This is a genomic window from Bradyrhizobium zhengyangense (genome assembly GCF_022012435.1).
Taxonomy (GTDB): Bacteria; Pseudomonadota; Alphaproteobacteria; order Rhizobiales; family Xanthobacteraceae; genus Bradyrhizobium; species Bradyrhizobium zhengyangense.
Map to the genome: position 1 here is coordinate 269,475 of NZ_JAKLUA010000009.1, position 21,989 is coordinate 291,463.

22 protein-coding genes and 1 pseudogene are annotated in these 21,989 nt (G+C 60.9%); all 23 read left to right on the forward strand.

All coding sequences use genetic code 11. The features are described from left to right. The first annotated feature begins 53 nt into the window (after positions 1 to 53). Positions 54 to 1,145 carry a hydrogenase small subunit gene (locus tag L6637_RS26470; RefSeq protein WP_128929512.1) on the forward strand — a complete coding sequence of 364 codons (1,092 nt, stop codon included), beginning with the start codon at positions 54 to 56 and terminating at the stop codon, positions 1,143 to 1,145. A gap of 29 nt (positions 1,146 to 1,174) precedes the next feature. Continuing rightward, a complete protein-coding gene (locus tag L6637_RS26475; protein ID WP_128929513.1) occupies positions 1,175 to 2,965 on the forward strand; it encodes a nickel-dependent hydrogenase large subunit in 1,791 nt (596 codons plus the stop codon). A 9-nt stretch (positions 2,966 to 2,974) separates the two neighbouring features. Further along, positions 2,975 to 3,718 (forward strand): Ni/Fe-hydrogenase, b-type cytochrome subunit, encoded by a 744-nt coding sequence (cybH, locus tag L6637_RS26480; RefSeq protein ID WP_128929514.1) that lies wholly within the window; start codon positions 2,975 to 2,977, stop codon positions 3,716 to 3,718. 16 nt (positions 3,719 to 3,734) lie between these two features. Further along, positions 3,735 to 4,313: a HyaD/HybD family hydrogenase maturation endopeptidase gene (locus L6637_RS26485; protein ID WP_128955163.1), complete on the forward strand. Its 579-nt coding sequence runs from the start codon at positions 3,735 to 3,737 to the stop codon at positions 4,311 to 4,313. A gap of 26 nt (positions 4,314 to 4,339) precedes the next feature. Further along, positions 4,340 to 4,636 (forward strand): HypC/HybG/HupF family hydrogenase formation chaperone, encoded by a 297-nt coding sequence (locus L6637_RS26490; RefSeq protein WP_128929516.1) that lies wholly within the window; start codon positions 4,340 to 4,342, stop codon positions 4,634 to 4,636. A gap of 253 nt (positions 4,637 to 4,889) precedes the next feature. Beyond that, on the forward strand, positions 4,890 to 5,336 hold the full coding sequence (locus tag L6637_RS26495) for a thioredoxin domain-containing protein (RefSeq protein WP_128929517.1): 447 nt from the start codon (positions 4,890 to 4,892) through the stop codon (positions 5,334 to 5,336). After that, the gene (locus tag L6637_RS26500) at positions 5,333 to 6,196 is read left to right on the forward strand and encodes a hydrogenase expression/formation protein (protein ID WP_128955164.1); all 864 of its coding nucleotides are present in this window, start codon (positions 5,333 to 5,335) and stop codon (positions 6,194 to 6,196) included. Before L6637_RS26495 ends, L6637_RS26500 begins: the two co-directional genes overlap by 4 nt. Then, on the forward strand, positions 6,193 to 6,402 hold the full coding sequence (locus L6637_RS26505; RefSeq protein WP_128929519.1) for a rubredoxin: 210 nt from the start codon (positions 6,193 to 6,195) through the stop codon (positions 6,400 to 6,402). Before L6637_RS26500 ends, L6637_RS26505 begins: the two co-directional genes overlap by 4 nt. Then, the gene (hybE, locus tag L6637_RS26510; RefSeq protein ID WP_128929520.1) at positions 6,399 to 6,908 is read left to right on the forward strand and encodes a [NiFe]-hydrogenase assembly chaperone HybE; all 510 of its coding nucleotides are present in this window, start codon (positions 6,399 to 6,401) and stop codon (positions 6,906 to 6,908) included. Before L6637_RS26505 ends, hybE begins: the two co-directional genes overlap by 4 nt. Positions 6,909 to 6,937: 29 nt before the next feature. Continuing rightward, complete coding sequence (locus tag L6637_RS26515; protein ID WP_232995570.1) at positions 6,938 to 7,996, forward strand: nickel-dependent hydrogenase large subunit; 1,059 nt, start codon at positions 6,938 to 6,940, stop codon at positions 7,994 to 7,996. Next, a complete protein-coding gene (gene hypA, locus L6637_RS26520; protein WP_128929522.1) occupies positions 7,989 to 8,330 on the forward strand; it encodes a hydrogenase maturation nickel metallochaperone HypA in 342 nt (113 codons plus the stop codon). Before L6637_RS26515 ends, hypA begins: the two co-directional genes overlap by 8 nt. Continuing rightward, positions 8,330 to 9,235, forward strand: coding sequence for a hydrogenase nickel incorporation protein HypB (gene hypB, locus L6637_RS26525; RefSeq protein WP_128955165.1), 906 nt, complete (start codon positions 8,330 to 8,332; stop codon positions 9,233 to 9,235). Before hypA ends, hypB begins: the two co-directional genes overlap by 1 nt. A 2-nt stretch (positions 9,236 to 9,237) precedes the next feature. After that, entirely contained in the window at positions 9,238 to 11,493 is a 2,256-nt protein-coding gene (gene hypF / locus L6637_RS26530; protein WP_164933597.1) for a carbamoyltransferase HypF, read from the forward strand. Next, positions 11,493 to 11,729, forward strand: coding sequence for a HypC/HybG/HupF family hydrogenase formation chaperone (locus tag L6637_RS26535; protein WP_128929525.1), 237 nt, complete (start codon positions 11,493 to 11,495; stop codon positions 11,727 to 11,729). Before hypF ends, L6637_RS26535 begins: the two co-directional genes overlap by 1 nt. Further along, complete coding sequence (gene hypD, locus L6637_RS26540) at positions 11,726 to 12,868, forward strand: hydrogenase formation protein HypD (RefSeq protein ID WP_128955166.1); 1,143 nt, start codon at positions 11,726 to 11,728, stop codon at positions 12,866 to 12,868. The genes L6637_RS26535 and hypD overlap by 4 nt, the downstream gene beginning before the upstream one ends. Next, complete coding sequence (gene hypE, locus L6637_RS26545; protein WP_128929527.1) at positions 12,865 to 13,905, forward strand: hydrogenase expression/formation protein HypE; 1,041 nt, start codon at positions 12,865 to 12,867, stop codon at positions 13,903 to 13,905. The genes hypD and hypE overlap by 4 nt, the downstream gene beginning before the upstream one ends. Before the next feature lie 8 nt (positions 13,906 to 13,913). Next, entirely contained in the window at positions 13,914 to 15,614 is a 1,701-nt protein-coding gene (locus tag L6637_RS26550; RefSeq protein ID WP_128955167.1) for a hydrogenase maturation protein, read from the forward strand. Further along, positions 15,611 to 17,065: a sigma-54-dependent transcriptional regulator gene (locus L6637_RS26555; protein WP_128929529.1), complete on the forward strand. Its 1,455-nt coding sequence runs from the start codon at positions 15,611 to 15,613 to the stop codon at positions 17,063 to 17,065. Before L6637_RS26550 ends, L6637_RS26555 begins: the two co-directional genes overlap by 4 nt. Beyond that, the gene (locus L6637_RS26560) at positions 17,040 to 18,401 is read left to right on the forward strand and encodes a sensor histidine kinase (RefSeq protein WP_128929530.1); all 1,362 of its coding nucleotides are present in this window, start codon (positions 17,040 to 17,042) and stop codon (positions 18,399 to 18,401) included. Before L6637_RS26555 ends, L6637_RS26560 begins: the two co-directional genes overlap by 26 nt. A 165-nt stretch (positions 18,402 to 18,566) precedes the next feature. Then, positions 18,567 to 18,857, forward strand: a pseudogene (locus tag L6637_RS42815) (hypothetical protein); the annotation flags it as partial. A 571-nt stretch (positions 18,858 to 19,428) separates the two neighbouring features. Continuing rightward, complete coding sequence (locus L6637_RS26565) at positions 19,429 to 20,304, forward strand: ABC transporter substrate-binding protein (RefSeq protein ID WP_128929531.1); 876 nt, start codon at positions 19,429 to 19,431, stop codon at positions 20,302 to 20,304. Beyond that, the gene (locus tag L6637_RS26570; RefSeq protein ID WP_128955168.1) at positions 20,301 to 21,191 is read left to right on the forward strand and encodes an amino acid ABC transporter permease; all 891 of its coding nucleotides are present in this window, start codon (positions 20,301 to 20,303) and stop codon (positions 21,189 to 21,191) included. Before L6637_RS26565 ends, L6637_RS26570 begins: the two co-directional genes overlap by 4 nt. Further along, entirely contained in the window at positions 21,188 to 21,955 is a 768-nt protein-coding gene (locus tag L6637_RS26575; protein ID WP_128929533.1) for an amino acid ABC transporter ATP-binding protein, read from the forward strand. Before L6637_RS26570 ends, L6637_RS26575 begins: the two co-directional genes overlap by 4 nt. Positions 21,956 to 21,989: the final 34 nt, after the last annotated feature.

Genomic DNA, 21,989 nt, shown 5'->3' on the forward strand with positions numbered 1-21,989 from the left:
TTCTTGCTGTCCCTAAGCGTCATTGAAAGCCAAAGCTGACGGCGGGAGGATTTATGGGCACGGCGACGGAAACATTTTACAGCGTGATCAGGCGGCAAGGCATCACGCGTCGAAGCTTTCACAAGTTCTGCAGCCTGACCGCGACGAGCCTCGGCCTCGGCCCGCTGGCGGCGAGCCGCATCGCCAATGCGCTCGAGACCAAGCCGCGTGTGCCCGTGATCTGGATGCACGGTCTCGAATGCACCTGCTGCTCCGAGAGCTTCATCCGCTCCGCGCATCCCCTGGTGAAGGATGCGGTGCTGTCGATGATCTCGCTAGACTACGATGACACGATCATGGCGGCCGCGGGCCATCAGGCGGAAGCGATCCTCGAGGAGACCCGTGCCAAGCATAAAGGTCAGTACATTCTGGCCGTTGAAGGTAATCCGCCGCTCAACGAGGGCGGCATGTTCTGTATCGACGGCGGCAAACCATTCGTCGAAAAGCTGAAGATGATGGCCGAGGACGCGATGGCGATCATCGCTTGGGGCGCTTGCGCGTCCTGGGGCTGCGTACAGGCGGCAAAGCCCAATCCGACCCAGGCCACACCGATCGACAAGGTCATCACCAACAAGCCGATCATCAAGGTGCCGGGATGCCCCCCGATCGCCGAAGTGATGACCGGCGTCGTCACCTTCATCACCACCTTCGGCAAGCTGCCCGAGCTCGACCGCCAGGGCCGGCCTAAGATGTTCTACTCGCAGCGCATCCACGACAAGTGTTACCGGCGCCCGCATTTCGACGCCGGCCAGTTTGTCGAGGAGTGGGACGATGAGGCGGCGCGCAAAGGCTACTGCCTCTACAAGATGGGCTGCAAGGGGCCAACGACCTATAACGCCTGCTCAACCGTGCGCTGGAACGGGGGGGTCTCATTCCCCATCCAATCGGGACACGGCTGCATCGGCTGCTCAGAGGACGGCTTTTGGGACAAGGGCTCGTTCTACGATCGCCTCACCAACATCAAGCAGTTCGGCATCGAGAAAAACGCCGATCAGATCGGCATGGCGGCAGCGGGCGCCGTGGGTGCGGCGGTGGCCGCGCACGCCGCCGTCACTGCGGTAAAGCGGCTTGCCAGCAAGCGCGAAGACGCCGGCCACAACAGCTGATCAAAAGACACATTAGGGTAGAAACGATCATGGGTATCCAGACTCCCAACGGCTTCAATCTCGACAATTCCGGCAAACGCATCGTCGTCGATCCCGTGACCCGCATCGAGGGACACATGCGGGTCGAGGTCAATGTCGACGCCGACAACGTGATCCGCAATGCCGTATCGACCGGCACGATGTGGCGCGGGATCGAGGTGATCCTGAAGAACCGCGACCCGCGCGATGCGTGGGCATTTACCGAGCGGATCTGCGGCGTCTGCACCGGCACGCACGCGCTGACCTCGGTGCGCGCGGTCGAGAACGCGCTTGGGATCACCATCCCCGAAAACGCAAACTCGATTCGCAACCTGATGCAGCTCGCACTTCAGGTGCACGACCACGTCGTCCATTTCTATCACCTGCATGCGCTCGATTGGGTCGACGTCGTCTCCGCACTCTCGGCCGATCCGCGCGCGACATCAACGCTAGCCCAGTCGATCTCGAGCTGGCCGCTGTCCTCGCCGGGATACTTCAAGGATCTGCAGACCCGGCTCAAGAAGTTCGTCGAGTCCGGACAGCTCGGTCCGTTCAAGAACGGCTATTGGGGCAGCAAAGCCTACAGATTGCCGCCCGAGGCCAATCTGATGGCGGTCGCGCATTATCTGGAGGCGCTCGATTTCCAGAAGGAGATCGTCAAGATCCACACCATCTTCGGCGGCAAGAATCCGCATCCAAACTGGCTCGTCGGCGGCGTGCCCTGTCCGATCAACGTAGATGGGACAGGTGCTGTCGGTGCCATCAACATGGAGCGGTTGAACCTGATCTCCTCGATCATCGACCGCATCATGGAATTCAACGAAATGGTCTACCTGCCTGACGTGGCCGCGATCGGTTCGTTCTACAAGGACTGGCTCTATGGTGGAGGCATTTCGGGTCAGAACGTGCTCGCCTATGGCGACGTGCCAGAACATGCCAACGACTATTCAGCCAAGAACCTGAAGCTGCCACGAGGCGCCATCATCAACGGCAATCTCTCCGAGGTGCTTCCGGTCGATCACGCCAATCCCGACGAGATCCAGGAGTTCGTGGTCCACTCCTGGTACAAGTATCCCGACGAAACCAAGGGCCTTCATCCTTGGGATGGCATCACGGAGCCGAACTACGAACTCGGACCCAATGCAAAGGGTACCAAGACCGCGATCGAACAGCTCGACGAAGGCGGCAAATATTCTTGGATCAAGGCGCCGCGCTGGAAGGGACATGCCATGGAGGTCGGCCCGCTCGCGCGCTGGGTCGTCGGCTATGCGCAGAACAAGGCGGAGTTCAAGGATCCCGTCGACAAATTCCTGAAGGATCTCGATCTACCAATGTCGGCGCTGTTCTCGACGCTCGGCCGCACCGCGGCGCGCGCGCTCGAATCTGTTTGGGCCGGACGCCAGATGCGCTATTTCCAGGACAAGCTCGTTGCCAATATCAAAGCCGGCGACAGCTCGACCGCGAATGTCGACAAGTGGAAACCGGAGAGCTGGCCGAAGGAAGCCAAGGGCTTTGGCTTCACCGAGGCCCCGCGCGGCGCGCTCGCGCACTGGATCAAGATCAAGGAAACCAAGATCGACAACTACCAGTGCGTGGTACCGACGACCTGGAACGGCTCGCCGCGCGATCCGCAAGGCAACATCGGCGCGTTCGAAGCCTCGCTCATGAACACGCCGATGGTTAATCCCGAGCAGCCGCTCGAGATCCTGCGCACGATCCATTCCTTCGATCCGTGCCTTGCCTGTTCGACGCACGTCATGAGCCCGGACGGCCAGGAACTCGCCAAGGTCAAGGTCAGGTAGGAGGCGGCCATGATGGATGCAATTGCTCCCCCGGTGGAAAGCGAGCCGGACCTGACGGCGATCGCGGCCGATGCTGCTGGCGAGCATGCGGTGGGCCGGCCCACCGTCTATGTCTACGAAGCGCCGGTGCGCATCTGCCATTGGGTGAACGCGTTCTCGATCATCATCCTGATGGTCACCGGGTTTCTGATCGGGACGCCGCTGCCGGCGGTCGAGGGGGAGGCGTCGGCCAACTTCGTGATGGGCTATATGCGCTTCGCCCATTTCGCGGCGGGGCAGGTGCTCGCGGTGTTCTTCCTCGCGCGTATCCTGTGGGCCTTCACCGGCAACCACCATTCCCGGCAGATCTTCTATCTGCCGGTGCATCGCCGGCAATTCTGGAAGGAAGTCTGGCACGAGATCCGCTGGTACGCCTTCCTGGAACGTCAGCCGAAGATGTATGTCGGGCACAACCCGCTGGCGCAGACCGCGATGTTCACGGGCTTCACGTTGTTCGTGACCTTCATGATCGTGACCGGCTTTGCGCTCTATTCGGAAGGAGAAGGCATCGATAGCTGGCAGCACAAACTGTTCGGCTGGGTGTTCTCGATCTGGCCGAACAGCCAGGACGTTCACACCTGGCATCATCTGGGCATGTGGGCGCTGGTCGTGTTCGTGATGGTACACATCTACGCTGCGATCCGCGAGGACATCATGTCACGCCAGAGTATCATCTCCTCGATGATCTCGGGCGAACGGCAATTCCGTGACTGAAACTGGAACGATCTCGATGTTGAACGCCCCAAACGACGACCACATCTTGGTGCTCGGCATCGGCAACATCCTGTGGGCCGATGAAGGCTTTGGCGTGCGCGCGGTGGAGGACTTCCACCGCCGCTACGCCGTGCCTGATAATGTCACGATTCTCGATGGCGGAACGCAGGGGCTCTATCTCGTCAACTATCTGGAGGACGCTGATCGCTTGCTCGTGTTCGATGCCATCGATTATGGTCTGCCGCCAGGCAAGCTGAAGCTCGTGCGCGGCGACGAGGTGCCACGCTTCACCGGCGCGAAGAAGATGAGTCTGCATCAAACCGGCTTCCAGGAGGTGATCAGCGCAGCCGACCTGCTCGGCCGCTGCCCGAAGCACCTCGTCCTGATCGGCTGCCAACCGCTCGATCTCGAAGACTGGGGAGGTCCATTGACGGCGTCCGTACGCGATCAGATCGCACCGGCCATCGAGCTTGCCTGCAAAGTTCTGGCCGAGTGGGGCATCGAGGTGAAGCTGCGCGATACGCCGTTGGCAGACTCCGAGCGCCTGCTCGCCAACGACATCGACCATGCGAGTTACGAGATGCGGCCGGCCTGACCGCCGGAGCGTGCCGGAGAAGACGGATGTGCCTTGGACTGCCGATGACTATCGTCGAGACCGATGGAATTTCGGCTTTGTGCGAGTTTCGCGGCGAGCAACGCCGCGTCTCCGTGCTTCTGCTCTCGCATCCTCCGGCCGGTGCCCACGTGCTGGTCTACATCGACACGGCGATCCGCCTACTTGAGAAAGAAGAAGCGTGCCTGATTGCGGCTGCCATCGACGGTCTCGGTGCAGCGCTCGACGGCAACGATTTCGACTGCTTCTTCGCCGATCTGATCGACCGCGAACCGCAATTGCCTGCGCACCTCCTGACTGATTAAGCGGGTTGTCATCCTAGAATGACTTGGCCGGCTGACCTCAGCCGCTGGCCGAGGTGCTCGCCGGAAGACAAGTTTCTAGTCTGGAAAGAAGGCTTTCGTTTGTAGTGGAAAGTAGCTTATCATTCGCATCCACTCGGCTTGATGGCGTTGAAAATAGATCAGTGAATTCAACTACATAAATCCTGACTGTCCCTGGCACGCAGCTTGCTAACACTATCCCGATCAGAAAGATAAGTCTGTTTTGGGAGGTCAAATGGAATTCCAGGTAGGACGGCATGATCTCAGTCGGCATGGCCTCAATGAGGTCGATGTCGCGACCGTCGATCATTTTCTTAAACATGCCGACCAAGCCGGTGCTGTCGCCGTGCTGCTATCGGCGGGTAATCCCAACCGTTTTCCGGAGGCCATTGATGTCGCCGTAGTGCTGCCTGAGCTGGTTACGGCGTTCGGAGGCCGCCTGCGCGCCGCGATCATTGCACCCCATGCCGAAGAGGCGCTTGGCGAACGTTTCGGGGTGCGAGTGCAGCCGACCCTTATCTTCGTGGCCAAGGGCGAGACGCTGGGGCTGATCGCCAAGATCCAGGATTGGTCAGTCTATGTCGACCGCATCACTAAGCTGATCGACCGCCCGCGCGGGCAAAGCGCAGCCATTGCCGTTACCATTGTTCCCCAGCATCGCGCAAAAGGTGTCGAGCTATGAAGGTCGGATTCTGGGATGCGCCGGAAGGCGCCGAGCAACCCGTCAGCGTGTTCCCTATCGGAGAAGAGAGTCTCAATGCCTCAAGTGGCAGCCTGACGGCGGCCGGCGCACTCGCAAGACTCGCAACATTAGACAGTGTCGAGCTCGCTAAGAACTGCCCCAAAGCCGTCACGCTGCTCTCCAACATCGCGGAGGCCATTGCAGGTCAAAGGGCGGACGCACCCTCGCAACTGTTCCGGCTCGGCAATCTCAACGATCTCGAAAGCAAGCTCGTCGCCGATGTTCTCGGCGAGGGGGAGGTCGGCGGCGTCGTAGCGCTGCCGGACGGATCGCTGGCGCAGATTCAAGAATCGGTGCTCGCAGGGATCTGGCGTGTCAGGATCGAAACTGACGCGGCTTCCGAATATATTGAAGTAGGCGCTGTTCCCGAGATCGTCAGACGCGCAGCAGCCGATCTGACAGCCGCCGATTTCGAAATCGGACAGGCCCCTGAAGGCGCCATGAACGTCCTACCGGTGCTCGCCGAGATCCGCGAGCGGGCGCTAGCCTGGCGTCCTGGCATCCGCTCGCAGATCATCAATTTCACTCTGTTGCCGATGAGCCCGGTGGATATGAGCTTTTTGCAGGAGACTATTCGGAACGGGCCGATCCAGCTTGTCTCGCGCGGCTATGGCACCTGTCGGGTGCTGTCGACTGGCATTCGCAATGTCTGGTCGGTGCAGTTTTTCAACGCCATGGACACCATCATCCTCGACACGCTGGAAGTTGGCGGGGTACCCACGGTTGCGCTTGCTGCAGACGAAGATTTCGAGGATTCCGCCGAACGGCTCCAAGAAATCATTGAGGCATATTTCAAATGAGCGCCTTTGAGAACTTTGGCGTGCGCCAAGACGTCACTGAGGCTGCGCGGCTTGAATGCGGCATCTGTTGGACCGTCTATGATCCGGCCGATGGTGATGCGGTGGCGCAGATCGCACCCGGCACACCGTTCTCACTTCTGCCGGAGGAGTGGCGATGCCCCAACTGCGACGCCCCGAAATCGAAGTTCATGGCGATCGAAACATGACTGCCAGCGCGCCAAGCTCTCCCAGCGACGCCGACGCGGTGACATGGGGCGAGCTATTGGCAGGAATGTATCGCCAGATCGGCGAGCGCGCGATGCGCGATTTGCCAATCTACAACGAGGCCCTCGATGTTGAGGCCATTGGTTTCCGTCGCTTCGAGGGAACGTTTGTCGGCATCATGGTCACTCCTTGGTTCATGAACGTGGTGATGCCGGCGAGCGCCGCTGGGGATAGGTCGGGCGCGACCGTGCGTATTCGCTTTCCAGCCGGTGATATCGAATTTACCCTCAGCGAGGTGCAAATGGGCCGCATCGCTAGCTGCTCGCTGTTCTCGCCAATGTTCCAATTTGCGGACATGGCATCGGCGCGAGCAACGGCTGACGCCGCTCTTGCCGAGCTGATGCTGCCGGCCGACAGCGAGGAGGCGGTCCGCCGGCGCGAACCACCGACGACCCCGATTGATCGTCGGAGCTTCCTGCGCGGTACCTTGACGGAGCGGCCGGGATGAGTCGCCCCTTTCGAAACGAAATTGACATAATGGTGTGGCTCACTGGTACCACAATTTCGGACGTTGCTATCCGGCCACGGAGCCGGCCTCCCCTGACGAGGCTGTTTGCCGGAAAGCCGGCAAGCGCGCTCATCCCTGTGCTGCCGCGCCTGTTCTCCTTATGCTCGGTCGCCCACCAAGTGGCCTTCCTTTCAGCAATCGAGGCGGCGCAGGGGCTGGAGACGATCAAGCCGATAGCGATGCATCGTCTCACGGCCGTTGTCGCCGAGCGCTTAACTGAATTGATACGCGGCCTGTTCGTCGCAGGCCTCGAACTCGATCAGGAGAGCGCACCCGCAGTGCGAAGCATGATACAGGCGAGCACCACTCTCAGTGGTGCGGTTGAAACCGTGCCAGATACCGTGCGCCGCGATGTCATTGCACACGTCAAGGCTGCGCTCCGCGCGCTCGGAGTTTCGGGTGAACACCAGCCTCCGGCGCCAGGCAGCGTACTTTCCACCTATCTGACGCGCTGCGATCGTGAGGTGATGTCATTGCCGGCGGCCGACCAATTCTTTCTGACCCCCGCTGACGATCTTGAGATCGTGACGCGCCTCATGGCTGAAGGGACGGCTTATTCCGAAGCGCCGGAACTCTGCGGGAAGGTTCCGGAAACGGGCGTCTGGGCGCGGCGGGCGCAGCGCGAACAGATTTTGTCCTTAAGTGCTAGCGGCGCCGCGCGCGTGAGAGCGCGCATCGACGAGATCGCCCGGCTCACCTGTTGGCTGGACGCCAGGCGGGACGCTCCCGATAATGGCGTCGTTGCGAGCTATCGGCTCGGCGAGCGCCGGGGCGCAGCGGCAGTGGAATGCGCCCGAGGCCGGCTCCATCACGCGGTTAAGCTCGATGAGGAAGGACGTATCGTCGGCTTCGAATATATCGCTCCGACCGAGTGGAATTTTCACGAACGCGGACCGCTGGTGCGAAGCCTCAAGGGCGCGCTCCTCTCCGCCGGCCGGCAGGGCCAAGACGCGGTGCGGACACTTGTCGGGGCGTTCGACCCCTGCGTCGGATTCAGCGTCAGCTTCCGCGAGGCCAGCCATGCATGAGATGGCCTTGTGCGAGGGCATCATCGGGATCGTCGAGGAAGAGGCGCGCAAGCGCTCGTTCTTGCGAGTGAAGGCGGTGTGTTTAGAGATCGGTGCGCTCAGCCATGTCGCGCCGGACGCAATGCAATTCTGCTTCGAGGCCGTCGCGGCGCGGACCATCGCGCAAGGCGCAAGACTCGAGATCATCGCGACGCCGGGCACGGCCTGGTGCATGGCCTGCTCGCAAAACGTCGAGATCAAGCAGCGCTACGAGCCGTGTCCATCCTGCGGCAGCTATCAATTGCAGGTCACCGGCGGCGAAGAGATGCGTGTGAAGGAACTGGAGGTCGACTGATGTGTACGGTCTGCGGCTGCAGCGACGGCAAAGCGTCCAACGAACATACGCATGATCATAATCAGGATCACGAGCACGCTCATGGAGGTCATCATCACCACCATGGCCCCGGTCACCATCACCACCACCATCACGACGGAAGCCACGATCATGGGCCTGGCGATACGGGCCTGCTCGACTGCAGTGCAGACGCCGCCGGCCAACAGATCGCGGGCATGAGCAGCGATCGCATCATCCAGATCGAACGCGATATTCTCGGCAAGAACGACAGACTCGCCGCCGACAACCGCGCTCGCTTCCGTGCCGACGGCGTGCTCGCCTTCAACTTGGTTTCGAGCCCCGGAGCCGGCAAAACCTCGCTGCTAGTCCGCACCGTCAGTGAGCTGAAGGACAGTTTCCCGATCGGCGTGATCGAGGGTGACCAGCAAACCTCCAACGATGCCGAGCGCATCCGCGCAACCGGCGTGCCGGCGATCCAGGTCAACACCGGAAAGGGCTGCCATCTCGACGCGGCCATGGTCGGTGAAGCCTATGACCGGCTGCCCTGGCTGAACGGTGGGGTCGTGTTCATCGAGAATGTCGGTAATCTCGTCTGTCCGGCGGCATTCGACCTCGGTGAAGCCTGCAAGATCGTGGTGTTCTCGACCACCGAAGGCGAGGACAAGCCGCTGAAATATCCGGACATGTTCGCTGCCTCCGCGCTTATGCTGATCAACAAGATCGATCTTGCGCCCGTGCTCGATTTCGACCTCGCCAGGACCATCGAATATGCGCGGCGGGTCAATCCCAGGATCGAGGTGCTGACGGTGTCGGCGCGCACCGGCGAAGGCTTCCTGGCCTTCTATGCCTGGCTCCGCAAGCGGGCTTCGAAGGCGAAGCCGGCCGAGATGACGGCAGCGGAGTGAGGATGAGCGACAAGGCCACAGCGCGGGACGGACAGCGGCTGCGCCTGCATGTGCGTGGCGCCGTGCAGGGCGTCGGCTTTCGTCCCTACGTCTATGGTCTCGCCACCCGCTATCGCCTCGGCGGCTTCGTCGCCAACGATCCGAACGGCGTTCTTATCGAAGTCGAAGGCGAGCGGGCGTCCGATTTCGTCGCCGCGCTGCCACTGGAAAAGCCGCCGCTTGCCAGGATCGACGAGATCTCGGTTCAGCCGATCGGCGCCGCCGCCACCGAGGAGTTCTCGATTCGCACCAGCGAGCAGGGTAGGGTGTCGACGCGCATCGTCGCGGACGCCGCGACTTGCCGGGAATGCCTGAGCGAGCTGTTCGATCCGGCAAGCCGATTCCACCGCTATCCCTTCATCAACTGCACGCATTGCGGTCCGCGCTACACCATCGCCGAGCGGCTGCCCTATGATCGTCCGGCCACCGCAATGAAGCGCTTTGCGATGTGCGCAGCCTGTGCCGCTGATTATGCTGACCCCGGCAGTCGCCGCTTCCATACCGAGGCGATTGCGTGCCCGCGATGCGGGCCGCGGCTCAGCCATGGCATCGCCGAGATCGCCGCCGCCGTCGCGGGCGGCAAGATTGTCGCGATCAAGGGCCTCGGCGGTTATCAGCTCATCTGCGATGCTCACAATGATGCGGCCGTGCGGCAACTGCGCCTGCGCAAGCAGCGCGATCAGAAGCCCTTCGCCGTCATGGTCGGTACGCTGGAGGCAGTCGCCGAGTTCGCCGAGGCCGACGCTGTCGAACTTGCGCTGCTCGAGTCACGGCCGCGGCCGATCGTGTTGCTGACGTCGCGCGGGCGCCTTGTGCAGTCAATCGCGCCGGAGCTGGCGCGCATCGGCATCATGCTGCCGGTCGCACCGCTTCACCACCTGATTTTCGATGCGCTGAATGCGGCGCATGCGCCGGTCGGCGAGAGCTGGGCGATTGTCGCGACCAGCGCCAATCTCAGCGGCGAGCCGCTGCTGATCGATAATCGCGAAGCGGAGCAACGACTTGCCGGCATCGCCGATCTCATCGTCACGCATGACCGCGACATCGTCACCCGCGCCGATGATTCCTTGGCTGCGGTGGTCGCCGGACGGCCCCAGTTCATTCGGCGTGCGCGAGGCTATGTCCCGGAGCCTGTCCGGCTTGCGCGCTCGGTGGCGCCCCTGCTTGCCGTCGGCGGAGCGCTGAAGTCGACGGTGGCGGTGACGCGCGGCAACGAGGCCTTTGTCTCCCAGCACATCGGCGACCTCGACACCGCAGAAGGCATCCGATTCTTCGAGGAAACTGTGGACCATCTGCTGTCTACCCTCGACGTCGAGCCTGTCGCCCTGATCCACGACTTGCATCCGAACATGGCATCGACCCGTTTCGCCGAGGCACGCGGGACCAGGCTGATCGCGGTCCAGCACCATCACGCCCATGCGGCCTCGGTGATGGCGGAGCATGGCATCGCAGGTCCGGTGCTTGCCTTAGTGCTTGACGGGTTCGGCTACGGCAGCGACGGCGGCAATTGGGGGGGCGAACTGCTTGCCTGTGAAGGCGCGCGGTTCCGGCGGCTCGGGCATCTGGCGCCGCTGAAGATGCCGGGCGGCGATCGGGTCGCGCGCGAGCCGTGGCGGATGGCCGCCAGCGTGCTGCACGCGCTTCGGCGCGGCGATGCGATTGCGTCTCGCTTTGCGGCACAGCCGCAGGCCGCGCGCCTATCGGCTCTGCTCGAACAACCCGGTATGCCCACGACGACCAGCGCCGGCCGGCTGTTCGATGCGGCCGCAGGGCTGCTCGGGGTCTGCACCGTACAAACCTACGAAGGCGAGGCTGCCATGAAGCTAGAGGCGCGGGTCCGCGAGCCGCGCGTTGTGTCCGGCGGCTGGGTGATCGAGAATGGCGTGCTGTCGCTGCTCCCATTGCTCGACCGTCTGGTGGTCGATGCGCCGGATCCCACCGACGGGGCCGGGCTGTTTCACGGCACCTTCGCTGCCGCTTGCGTCGATTGGATCTCCCAAGCGGCTCGTGAGACCGGACTTGAGACCGTCGCCTTGAGCGGCGGCTGCTTCCTGAACGCCCGCCTCAGCACCGGGATTTCGCGCGGTTGCATCGCTGCCGGGCTCACCCCGCTCTTGCCGCGCCAACTGCCGCCGAATGATGGCGGCCTAAGCCTGGGTCAGGCCTGGATCGCGGGGCTGCAACTTCTCGAACACCAAGGCTTAGAAGGAACCGCCTGATGTGTCTTGCCATACCCGCCGAGGTGACAAAGCTCCTGCCTGACGACATGGCCATTGTGTCCATCGACGGCGTCAGCAAGGAGATCTCCGTCGCGCTCATCGAGGATCTCGCCATCGGCGACTACGTGATCATCCATGTCGGCTACGCGCTTACCAAAATCGATCCGGAAGAGGCGCAACGGACGCTGGAATTGCTGCACGAGCTTAGCGCCGAGGCCCTGGGAGCCATGCCATGAAGTATGCCGACGAGTTCCGCGACAAGGAGATCGCGCTCGGGCTTGCGAACGCGATCCAGTCCGAAGCAGATCCGCAGCGCCCCTATCGCTTCATGGAATTCTGCGGCGGCCACACGCATGCGATCTCGCGTTATGGCCTGGAGGACATGCTGCCTAAAAACGTGCGGATGATCCACGGTCCGGGTTGCCCGGTTTGCGTACTGCCGGCGGGGCGCATCGACATGGCGATCCGACTGGCCGAACGGCCCGAAATCATCTTCTGCGTCTATGGCGATCTGATGCGCGTGCCGGGCTCGCAAGGCGCCTCGTTGCTGAAGGCAAAGGCGAAAGGCGCCGACATCCGCATGGTCTATTCCACCATCGATGCGCTCAGGATCGCCGAGGAGAATCCGCAGCGCCAGATCGTATTCTTCGCCATCGGCTTCGAAACGACGACGCCGCCCACTGCGGTCATGATCCGTTTGGCCGAAAAGAAGCAGCTCGCCAATTTCAGCGTCTTCTGCAACCACGTGCTGACGCCGCCGGCGATGCAGAACATCTTGGAGAGCCCGGATATTCGCAACATCGGCCGGGTCGAGATCGACGGCTTTGTCGGACCTGCGCATGTCTCGACTATTATCGGGACGGCTCCTTACGAGTTCTTCGCGGAAGAATTCGGCAAGCCGGTCGTGATCTCGGGCTTCGAGCCTCTCGACATGATGCAGGCGATCCTGATGCTGGTGCGGCAGGTCAATGAGAACCGGCACGAGGTCGAGAACCAGTACAGCCGCGCTGTAAAGCGTGACGGCAATCTGCGCGCCAAGGAGGAGGTCTCCGACATTTTCGAGCTGCGCGACCAGTTCGAATGGCGCGGGCTCGGGCAGGTACCCTATAGCGGCCTGAAGCTGAAGCGCGCTTTCGCGAAATACGATGCCGAAGCGCGCTTCGACATGAAGGAGCTCCGCGTTGCCGACAATCCGGCCTGTGAATGCGGCGCCATCCTGCGCGGCGTGAAGAAACCGGTCGATTGCAAGCTGTTCGGCACGGTCTGCACGCCGGAAACGCCGATAGGGTCTTGCATGGTCTCGTCCGAGGGCGCCTGCGCTGCGCACTGGACCTATGGCCGCTTCCGCGACCATCAGCAGAGGCGGGCATCATGAAGGCCCATCAACGCAAGCTCGACATCAAGAACGGCTGCGTAGACCTGTCCCACGGCTCTGGCGGCCGCGCGATGGCACAGCTGATCTCGGGTCTTTTCCACTCGGCCTTCGGCAACGAATGGCTGGCGCGCGGCAATGACCAGTCGGCCTTCGATGTCGCAGCCGGACGCATGGTCATGACGACCGACGGTTACGTGGTCTCGCCGCTATTCTTCCCGGGCGGCAATATCGGCTCGCTCGCCGTGCACGGCACGGTCAACGACATCGCCATGGCCGGCGCGCGGCCGCTCTACCTCTCGGCGAGCTTCATCATCGAGGAGGGCTTTCGCTTCTCCGACCTGAAGATGATCGCGGAATCTATGGGCGAGGCGGCGCGCGCGGCCGGCGTCCATATCATCACGGGCGATACCAAGGTGGTCGAGCGCGGCAAGGCCGACGGCCTCTTCATCTCGACCGCCGGCGTCGGCGTCGTACCCGATGGCCTCGATCTATCCGCCGAGAAGGCTCGCGTCGGCGATCGCGTCCTGATCTCCGGCACGCTCGGGGACCACGGCGTCGCTATCATGTCGAAGCGGCAGAACCTCGCCTTCGAGACCGAGATCGTCTCGGACTCAGCCTCGCTGCATGATCTCGTGGCAAAGATGGTCACCGCAGGCGGAGAGGGCATCCGCCTGATGCGCGATCCGACCCGCGGCGGGCTAGCCGCCGCGCTCAACGAGATCGCCCAGCAGTCTGGCCTCGGCTTCCGTGTGCAGGAGGAGGCGATCCCAGTGAAGCCGGGCGTGGCCGCGGCCTGCGAACTGCTGGGCCTCGACCCGCTCTATGTGGCCAACGAAGGCAAGCTGGTTGCAATTGTGGCCCCGGAGGCGGCCGCTGCCGTGCTCGCGACGATGCGCGCGCATCCGCTCGGCTGTGATGCGGCCGACATCGGCGAGGCCGTGGCCGACGATCACCATTTCGTGCAGATGGCGACGAGCTTTGGCGGTGGCCGGATCGTCGACTGGCTGTCGGGCGAACAACTGCCGAGGATCTGCTGAGGCCGGTCATGCGCATCCTGCTTCTCACGCACTCCTTCAACAGCCTGACGCAACGGCTCCACGTCGAGCTCAGGGAGGGCGGCCACGAGGTCTCGGTCGAGCTGGATATCCACCCCGACGTTACGCGCGAAAGCGTGGCGCTGTATCAGCCAGATCTGGTGATCGCGCCGTTCCTCAAGCGCGCAATCCCCGAAGATGTCTGGCGTAGCGTGCGCTGCCTGATCGTCCATCCCGGTCCGCCCGGCGACCGCGGTCCGGCGGCGCTCGACTGGGCGATTCTGGAAGGTGTTTCCAATTGGGGCGTGACTGTGCTTCAGGCCGACGGCGGGTTCGACGCTGGTCCGATCTGGGCTTTCAGAACCTTCCCGATGCGGTGCGCGGCTAAATCCAGCATCTACCGCAACGAGGTCACGACGTGCGCGGTCGCGGCGGTGCTCGAAGCCATTGCAGCAATCGAAGCCGGACAGCCGACACCGTCGCCGATGCCTGCCGATGATCCCCGCATTCGGGTGCGCGGGCCCTGCCGGCAGGCCGACCGGATGATCGATTGGCAGCACGACACGAGCGAGACCGTCCTGCGCAAGATCCACAGTGCAGACGGAATGCCGGGCTTGGTCGACAGCTTGTTCTTCAAAGATGTCAGGCTGTTCGACGCCCACGAGGCGCGCGGCATCTCCGGTGTGCCCGGAACCATTGTGGCGCATTGCGATGGAGCCTTGGCCCGGGCCACGGTCGATGGTGCCGTCTGGATCGGCCATGTGCGGCAGCTTGTACCGAAAAGCCTGAAACGATCCGCAGCAAAGGTCTTTGCGGAGCAGGCGATGCGCCTGCCGTACCGACCCGATTGCGGCTATGCGCCCATACGATATCGCGAGCAGGGCGAGGTCGGCGAGTTGCAGTTTTCCTTTTACAATGGCGCCATGGCGACCTCTGACTGCGAAGCGTTGTTGAACGCCTACCGAGCTGCGCTGGCCCGCCCAACCAAGGTGCTTCTCCTGACCGGTGGACGTGATTACTGGTCCAACGGCATTCACCTCGCCGAGATCGAGGCGGCTGACAGCGCTGCGGACGAGTCTTGGCGCAACATCAATGCGATCGACGATCTTGCGCACACTGTCATCGAGACCACCGATCGGCTCGTCGTTTCCGTCATTCGCGGCAACGCCGGGGCGGGAGGGGTATTTTTAAGTCTCGCTGCCGACGAGGTCTGGGCGAGCGATCAGGTCGTCCTGAATCCACATTATAAGGACATAGGCAATCTCTTCGGCTCGGAATACTGGACTTATCTGCTGCCGCGCCGCGCGGGTGCAGCGAACGCCACCCGGATCACGCAATGCCGCCTGCCGATGGGCGTGGCAGAGGCGGGGCGCCTTGGCATCATCGATCGTGCTCTGTCGGGCGGGGAGCTGGCGGAGGGCCGCCTCATGAGCCTTGCCGCGAGCATGGCGGCGGATGAACGCTTTGCGACGCGTCTTGCTGACAAGCAGCGACGTCGCGCAGCGGACGAAGCCCACAAGCCCTTGCAGGCCTATCGCGACGAGGAGCTGCGGCGGATGCGGCTTAATTTCTACGGATTCGATCCGAGTTACCACGTCGCCCGCTACAACTTCATTCACAAGGTGCCGAAGTCGCGCACGCCACTCACAATCGCACCCCATAGGTCGCCTCGCGCGCTCGACAAATCTACCCGCATGGCGGTGCGCATATGAGCTTCCAGGGTACTATTTTGGTAGTCGACGACGAGGTCAGGTCACAGGAGGCGCTACGCCGCGTCCTCAACGAGGATTTTGAGGTACTCTGCGCCGGCAGCGCAGCAGACGCTGAAAAGCTGCTCGAAGGGGAGATCGTCCACGCCATCATCTGCGATCAGCGCATGCCGCACGAATCCGGCGTCAGTTTCCTCAAGCGGGTGCGCGAGCTCTGGCCCGATCCGGTTCGCATGATCATCTCCGGCTATTCGGAATCGGACGACATCATCGCAGGGCTCAATGAGGCGGGCATCTATCAATACATCACGAAGCCCTGGCAGCCGGACCGGCTGATCGACATTGTCAAGGAGGCGGTCCAGCTCTATCGGCTTCAGAAGGAGACAGAGACCGCAGGGGTCGACGTCAAAGCAACGCCCGAGCACATCAAGAGGGTCGTTTCGGTCAAGCGCGGCGCAGCTAAGCATCTCTATGACTTCAACCGAATTGTGCACGCCCCGGACAGCCCGATGCATGCGGTCATTGAACTCGGCCGGCGGGCGGCCGAATACGACATCTCCGTGCTGATCACGGGCGAATCCGGAACCGGCAAAGAGCTGCTGGCACGCGCGATCCACTACGGCTCAGCCCGAGCCGGTAAGGCTTTCGTCGTTGAGAACTGTGGGGCGCTGCCTGACGAGCTCCTCGAAAGCGAGTTGTTCGGGTGTAAGAAGGGCGCTTTCACAGGCGCCTACCAGGATCGCATCGGTCTGTTCGAAGTTGCCGATGGCGGTACCATCTTCCTTGATGAAATCGGAGAGACCTCGCCGGCGTTTCAGGTGAAGCTGCTCCGCGTGCTGCAGGAGAGCGAGATCCGTCCGCTGGGCGCGCAACGTGTAAGGAAAGTCGACGTCCGTGTGGTGGCAGCCACCAATCGGGATCTTGAGGCCGAGGTGGAGGCGGGCCGCTTCCGCCGTGATCTCTATTACCGGCTGGCGGCGTTCCCGGTTCACATGCCGGCGCTTTGGGAGCGGCCGATGGATATACCCTTGATCGCAGAAGGAGTACTGTCTCAAGTCAAGACTTCCTTCAACCGGCCAGGTCTGCGCTTTGCCTCCGCTGCTCTTGAGGGCTTCGTCAAATACCTTTGGCCAGGGAACGTGCGCGAACTGCAGAACGAGATCCAGCGTATGGCCGTGCTGGCTGACTCGGACGAATTGCAGGCTCCCACGCTGCTCGGCCGGCGCAACGGCAGGCGGACCGCCACGGGGGTCATACAGAACCTGAACGGCGCAGCGAGCCTGAAGGACAGGGTGGAGGATCTGGAGAAGTCGGTTATCATCAACTCCCTGGAGAAGTATGAGGGCAATATCAGCCGGGTTGCCAGCGAGCTCGGCCTGTCCCGGGTAGGCCTGCGGAACAAGCTGTCCAGGTATGATTTGAGAAAAAATGGCAAAGGCGACGCATTCTCCTGACGGATCCGACTCGCTGCTCAAGTTGATCAGCGATCGCGGTGCTATCGAGTTCGACCACGAGCGTGAGGGCGCTTGGATCGAAGTCATCCGCAAGATGGATGAGGTTTATTCCGACCTATTGCGTTATGAGGTCGATCTGGAACACAAGAATGCCGAGCTCGAGGAAGCTCAAGCATTTGTCACCAACGTCATCGAATCTGTCTCTGATATCCTCATCGTTTGCGACGCGAAAGGCCAGATCCAGCAAGTCAATTCCGCTTTACAGCGCACGCTTGACCGCGCCAATGACGAAATCGTCGGCTGGAGGATGGCAGACATCATTGACGCTGCCGATGGCGCCAAGCTCATGTCGCTCCTCAAGCCTCGGAGCCCGTCCGAGGTTGTGGATGGCGAACTCCGTTTCTTGACCGAAGGCGGCAGCTCAGACCTGTTCGCAATCAACAGCTCGCCCCGACACGACCATCGGGGCCGCTTCATTGGCGTGGTTCTGACTGGAAGGCCTATCGGCGAGCTTCGCCGAGCCTATGAAGCATTGCACACGGCTCATCAGGAGCTACAGCGAGTGCAGCGTCAATTGGTAGAACAGGAGAAAATGGCAAGTCTCGGCCGACTGGTGGCCGGTGTCGCTCACGAACTTAATAATCCCATCAGCTTCGTCTATGGAAACGTGCACACCTTGATGCGCTATCGCACGGCGCTGACATCCTACCTTGATGCCGTCCACGGCACATCGATAAGCTCCGAAGCTGCAGCCTTGAAGAAAAGCCTCCGCATTGACGCCATTCTAGAGGATCTCGGCCCGCTCCTGGACGGGACAATGGAAGGCGCCGTGCGCATTAGCGAAATTGTAAAAAACTTACGCCGGCTTTCCCTCAGCAAGCTCGGGGAGTTTGATCGCGTCAACATCGAGCCTCTGATCAACACCGCCGTGCTCTGGGCAGTCCGCACGAAGCAGGTTCGCCTCGACATTCACATGGACATCGAGGCGGATCTTTGGACTTGCGGGAATGAAGGGCAGCTCCACCAGGTTATCGTAAATCTCGTCGAAAACGCAATTGACGCGACGCGCGGCACTCAGGAGCCACGGCTAAAGATATCGGCTCGCCGCAATCAGAACGAGATCCTGATTCGTTTGTCCGATAACGGGCCCGGGATCGAACAGCACAACATAGGTCGCATATTTGAGCCGTTCTTTACGACCAAGCGCGTTGGAGAGGGCACCGGGCTCGGCCTTTGGATCAGCTACGGAATCGTGCGCGAACATGGTGCCGAACTGACTGTTGTCAACGCACCAGAGGGAGGGGCAATATTCTCCTTCGCTCTCCCGGCGGCGTAGAGTTAGTCAGGGCTGCGACGGTTCGGCGCCGCTTCCGCCCTCAGGGCTTCTAATTTACTCGCTAGCGCGAGGTTCGGCCGCTGGCCAGGCTGTCGGCCAAGCCGGATGCGGAGGCTGTCGGCGCGAGATTAACGATCTCGACGTCCTGGAGCGCTAGCGCGTACGACCACATTCGACGTTCTCGTCAACAAGGCCGGTCAGTCGCAGCGTAGCAACATCCTAGACCTTGCGTCTGACGAAATCCACGCGCTGCTCGACGTCAATCTGCGCGCGGCACTGCACGTGAAACGGCTGATCGTGACAAGAATGCCGATGCGCGCCGCTACGTGGTTGACGTCTGGTCGGTCGCTGGCCACTACGCCTTTCCAGAACGCCCTGGCTTTCTTCATCCCTAGCCATCATGCCACCAAGGCCAGCGTATTGCGCGTTCGCGGGCTGAGCCCCGTTCTTTACTGATCTCGCGCTCGCGTCACCGAGATCTCGCCCGGTCGTGTGGCGACAAGCATCTTTAAGTGCGTTCGATACACTTCAACTCCGAGGACATCGCCCATGCCGTTGCCATCGCGCAGGTGTCACGGAAAGAGCACCTCCCTTTCCCGCTCCGGAGCTCTAATAATGGAGACCGCCATCGAGACTGCCGCTCAGCGGTTCGCGAGGCCCCGCAACGCACAATCAATGGATGGCGCGTTTTGTCCTAGCATGGGCCATTTTTTGTGCTGAGGGTCGGCCTATGCCTTGGATGCATACTGACCTTGATAGAATGAATTTGATCCAAAATAGCCCGCCCCTTAGCGTTGCTAATTAGCACCGTCGAGCTGTGGCGGCAGGAAAGCAACACTTTACGAGTTGCGAAACTGCCGCCCAGCTTCCCGTGTCGAGCCCAAGCACGCTTCGCGGTTTGCCGTGCTGGCCAATGGAAGACGTCGGTGCCGCGTCATTGAGGTCTAATTTCCTACCCTCAACAGCACGCGGCCGAGTGAAACACGTGCCCCTGAAGGCAAGGGCTACCAATAGGGAGGAGAAATAGATGGGACCGTGGCGAGTAAACGGGTTCACCAGTCAAATCGCGAAAGTTGTTGCCCTATCAGCAATTGTAGGGCTTTCCATTGCCTCCTGGAGGGTAGTGAGTGCAGCAGAGATCCAGGTGCCCGACGCAGTCAAAACGGCGGGAGTCCTGCGCATGGGTCTCAGCAATGCATTGCCACCGCTGCAGTTCAAGGATCCGGAGACGGGCGAATTCAGAGGGATGAATGTAGATATTGGCCGGGAAATCGCAGCACGTTTGGGCGTCAAGGCCGAATTCAATGAAATGCTATTTGCGCAGTACATCCCGTCACTGCAGACCGGTCGGATCGATATCATCATGGGTGGACTTAGCGACCTCCCTGAACGTCATTCCATTATGGAGATGGTCGATTACTTCAGGGATTTCTATCAGGTCTACGCACTTTCCAATTCTCAGCTAAAGGAGTTGTCCGATCTTTGCGGTAAGCGGGCCGGCGCCATTCGGTCCACTGTTTGGTACAAAGTGATGCTTGCAAAGAGCGAGTCGGACTGCGTTCAGAAGGGAATGCCGGCTGTGAAGTTGATTGGCACCGAATCAACGCCAGATACGCGGCTGCAGCTAACGCAAGGCCGAATTGATGCAGCACTGCAGGGCTTCGTCGAGGTTCCTTACATGATTGCGGAGTCCAAAGGCCTTTACAAGACGATCGGCGAGCCCTTCGCGCCAGAATTCAAGGCAATTGGTGTGCGTAAGGGCGATGTCGCGCTGCGTGACGCGATCGCCGACGCTCTGGATGCGATGATTAAGGACGGCACTTATGCAAAGATCCTGGCTAGATATCAGTTGAGCAAACTCGCTATTTCGGAAGTATATCTAAATTCGGAACCGCGAAAATGAGCGCGGTGTCAAACAAGCCTGTACGATCGAGCAGCGGTTCCTCCACTCTCTTTTCACGGCCCGATCTGTCGTTGGTCGAGATCGTGCCGCCGCGTTACGTCGGCCGCTGGATAATGGGCGTACTAGTTCTTGGTCTGTTGGTCCTTATTGTAAGGGCCTTCGCTAACGCGCAGATCGAATGGAACGTTGTTGCCAAATACTTAGCGGCGCCTACAATTCTCGCGGGCTTCTGGCATACGATGATCTTGTCCGTGCTGGCGATGATTGTCGGTGTCGCGCTCGGCTTGGCTATCTCGATTATGCGAATGTCGGATAATCCGCTCCTAGTCATCGTCGCATTTGGCTACCAATGGTTCTTTCGCGGGACGCCGGTAATCCTCCAGCTTCTGATTTGGTATAATCTAGCCTTAATCATCCCAGTCATCGGCATTCCCGGTCTGTGGACGGCCCCGACTGTCGATGTCATCACGCCCTTTTGGGCCGCGCTGCTTGGCCTTGGCATCAATCAGGGTGCCTATACCTCGGAGGTCATTCGCGCCGGAATCCTCTCGGTTGATGCGGGCCAGCACGAAGCGGCACAGTCGATTGGCATGACCCGTCTACACGCGCTCTGGAGAATCGTCCTACCTCAAGCAATGCGCGTGATAGTTCCGCCGATTGGTAACGAGTTTATTGGAATGGTAAAAATGACGTCACTCGCCAGCGTGATCCAGTACACCGATTTACTTTACAGCGCACAGAACGTGTACTTCGTCAATCAGCGCGTGATTGAGCTACTGATCGTAGCAGGCGCTTGGTATCTCCTCGCTGTCTCCATTCTCACGCCGCTTCAGTTGCTGCTCGAATGGCGGTTCGCGCGGGGAACATCTGTCGTGAGGGTCCGATGACCAAGCCTTTGCTCTCAATGAGAAGAGTTAAGAAGCGGTATGGAAATCTACAAGTTCTGGACGGCGTCTCCCTCGACGTCATGCCCAATGAAGTAGTGTGTTTGATCGGCTCATCAGGCTCAGGCAAAACGACGCTCTTGAGATGTATTAATCAACTGGTTTCCGTCGACTCAGGACATATCTGGATAGACGACGAAATCGTGGGCTATCGCCAAGTGGGGTCGCAATTGCGGCCACTAGGCGGTGCGGAACTCGCCCGCCAGCGGACGAAGACCGCGATGGTGTTTCAACGATTTAATCTCTTTCCCCATATGACTGCTCTTGACAATGTCATTGAGGGACCCGTGCGTGTCTTAAAGCGCAATAAGGCTGACGTCGTTTGTGAGGCGGAAGCCCTCCTAGCACGCGTAGGCTTATCCGAGAAGCGTAACGCGTACCCTTCCAGCCTGTCTGGCGGCCAGCAACAACGTGTGGCCATCGCGCGGGCTATGGCTATGCACCCGCGCCTTATGCTCTTCGACGAGCCGACATCTGCACTCGATCCTGAACTCGTTGCCGAAGTCCTCGCGGCGATGAAGGAATTGGCACGCACCGGCATGACTATGGTGGTCGTTACGCACGAACTTGGATTTGCGAGCGAGGTCGCAGATCGCGTGATCTTTATGGAACAAGGCCAAATCGCAGAAGAAGGCACTGCCCGAGAGGTTCTTATGCACCCCAAGGGCGCAAGGACCAAAGAGTTCATTTCGGCGGTGCTCGATTAACACGCAGCATCTCTACATACGACCAGAGAGGAAT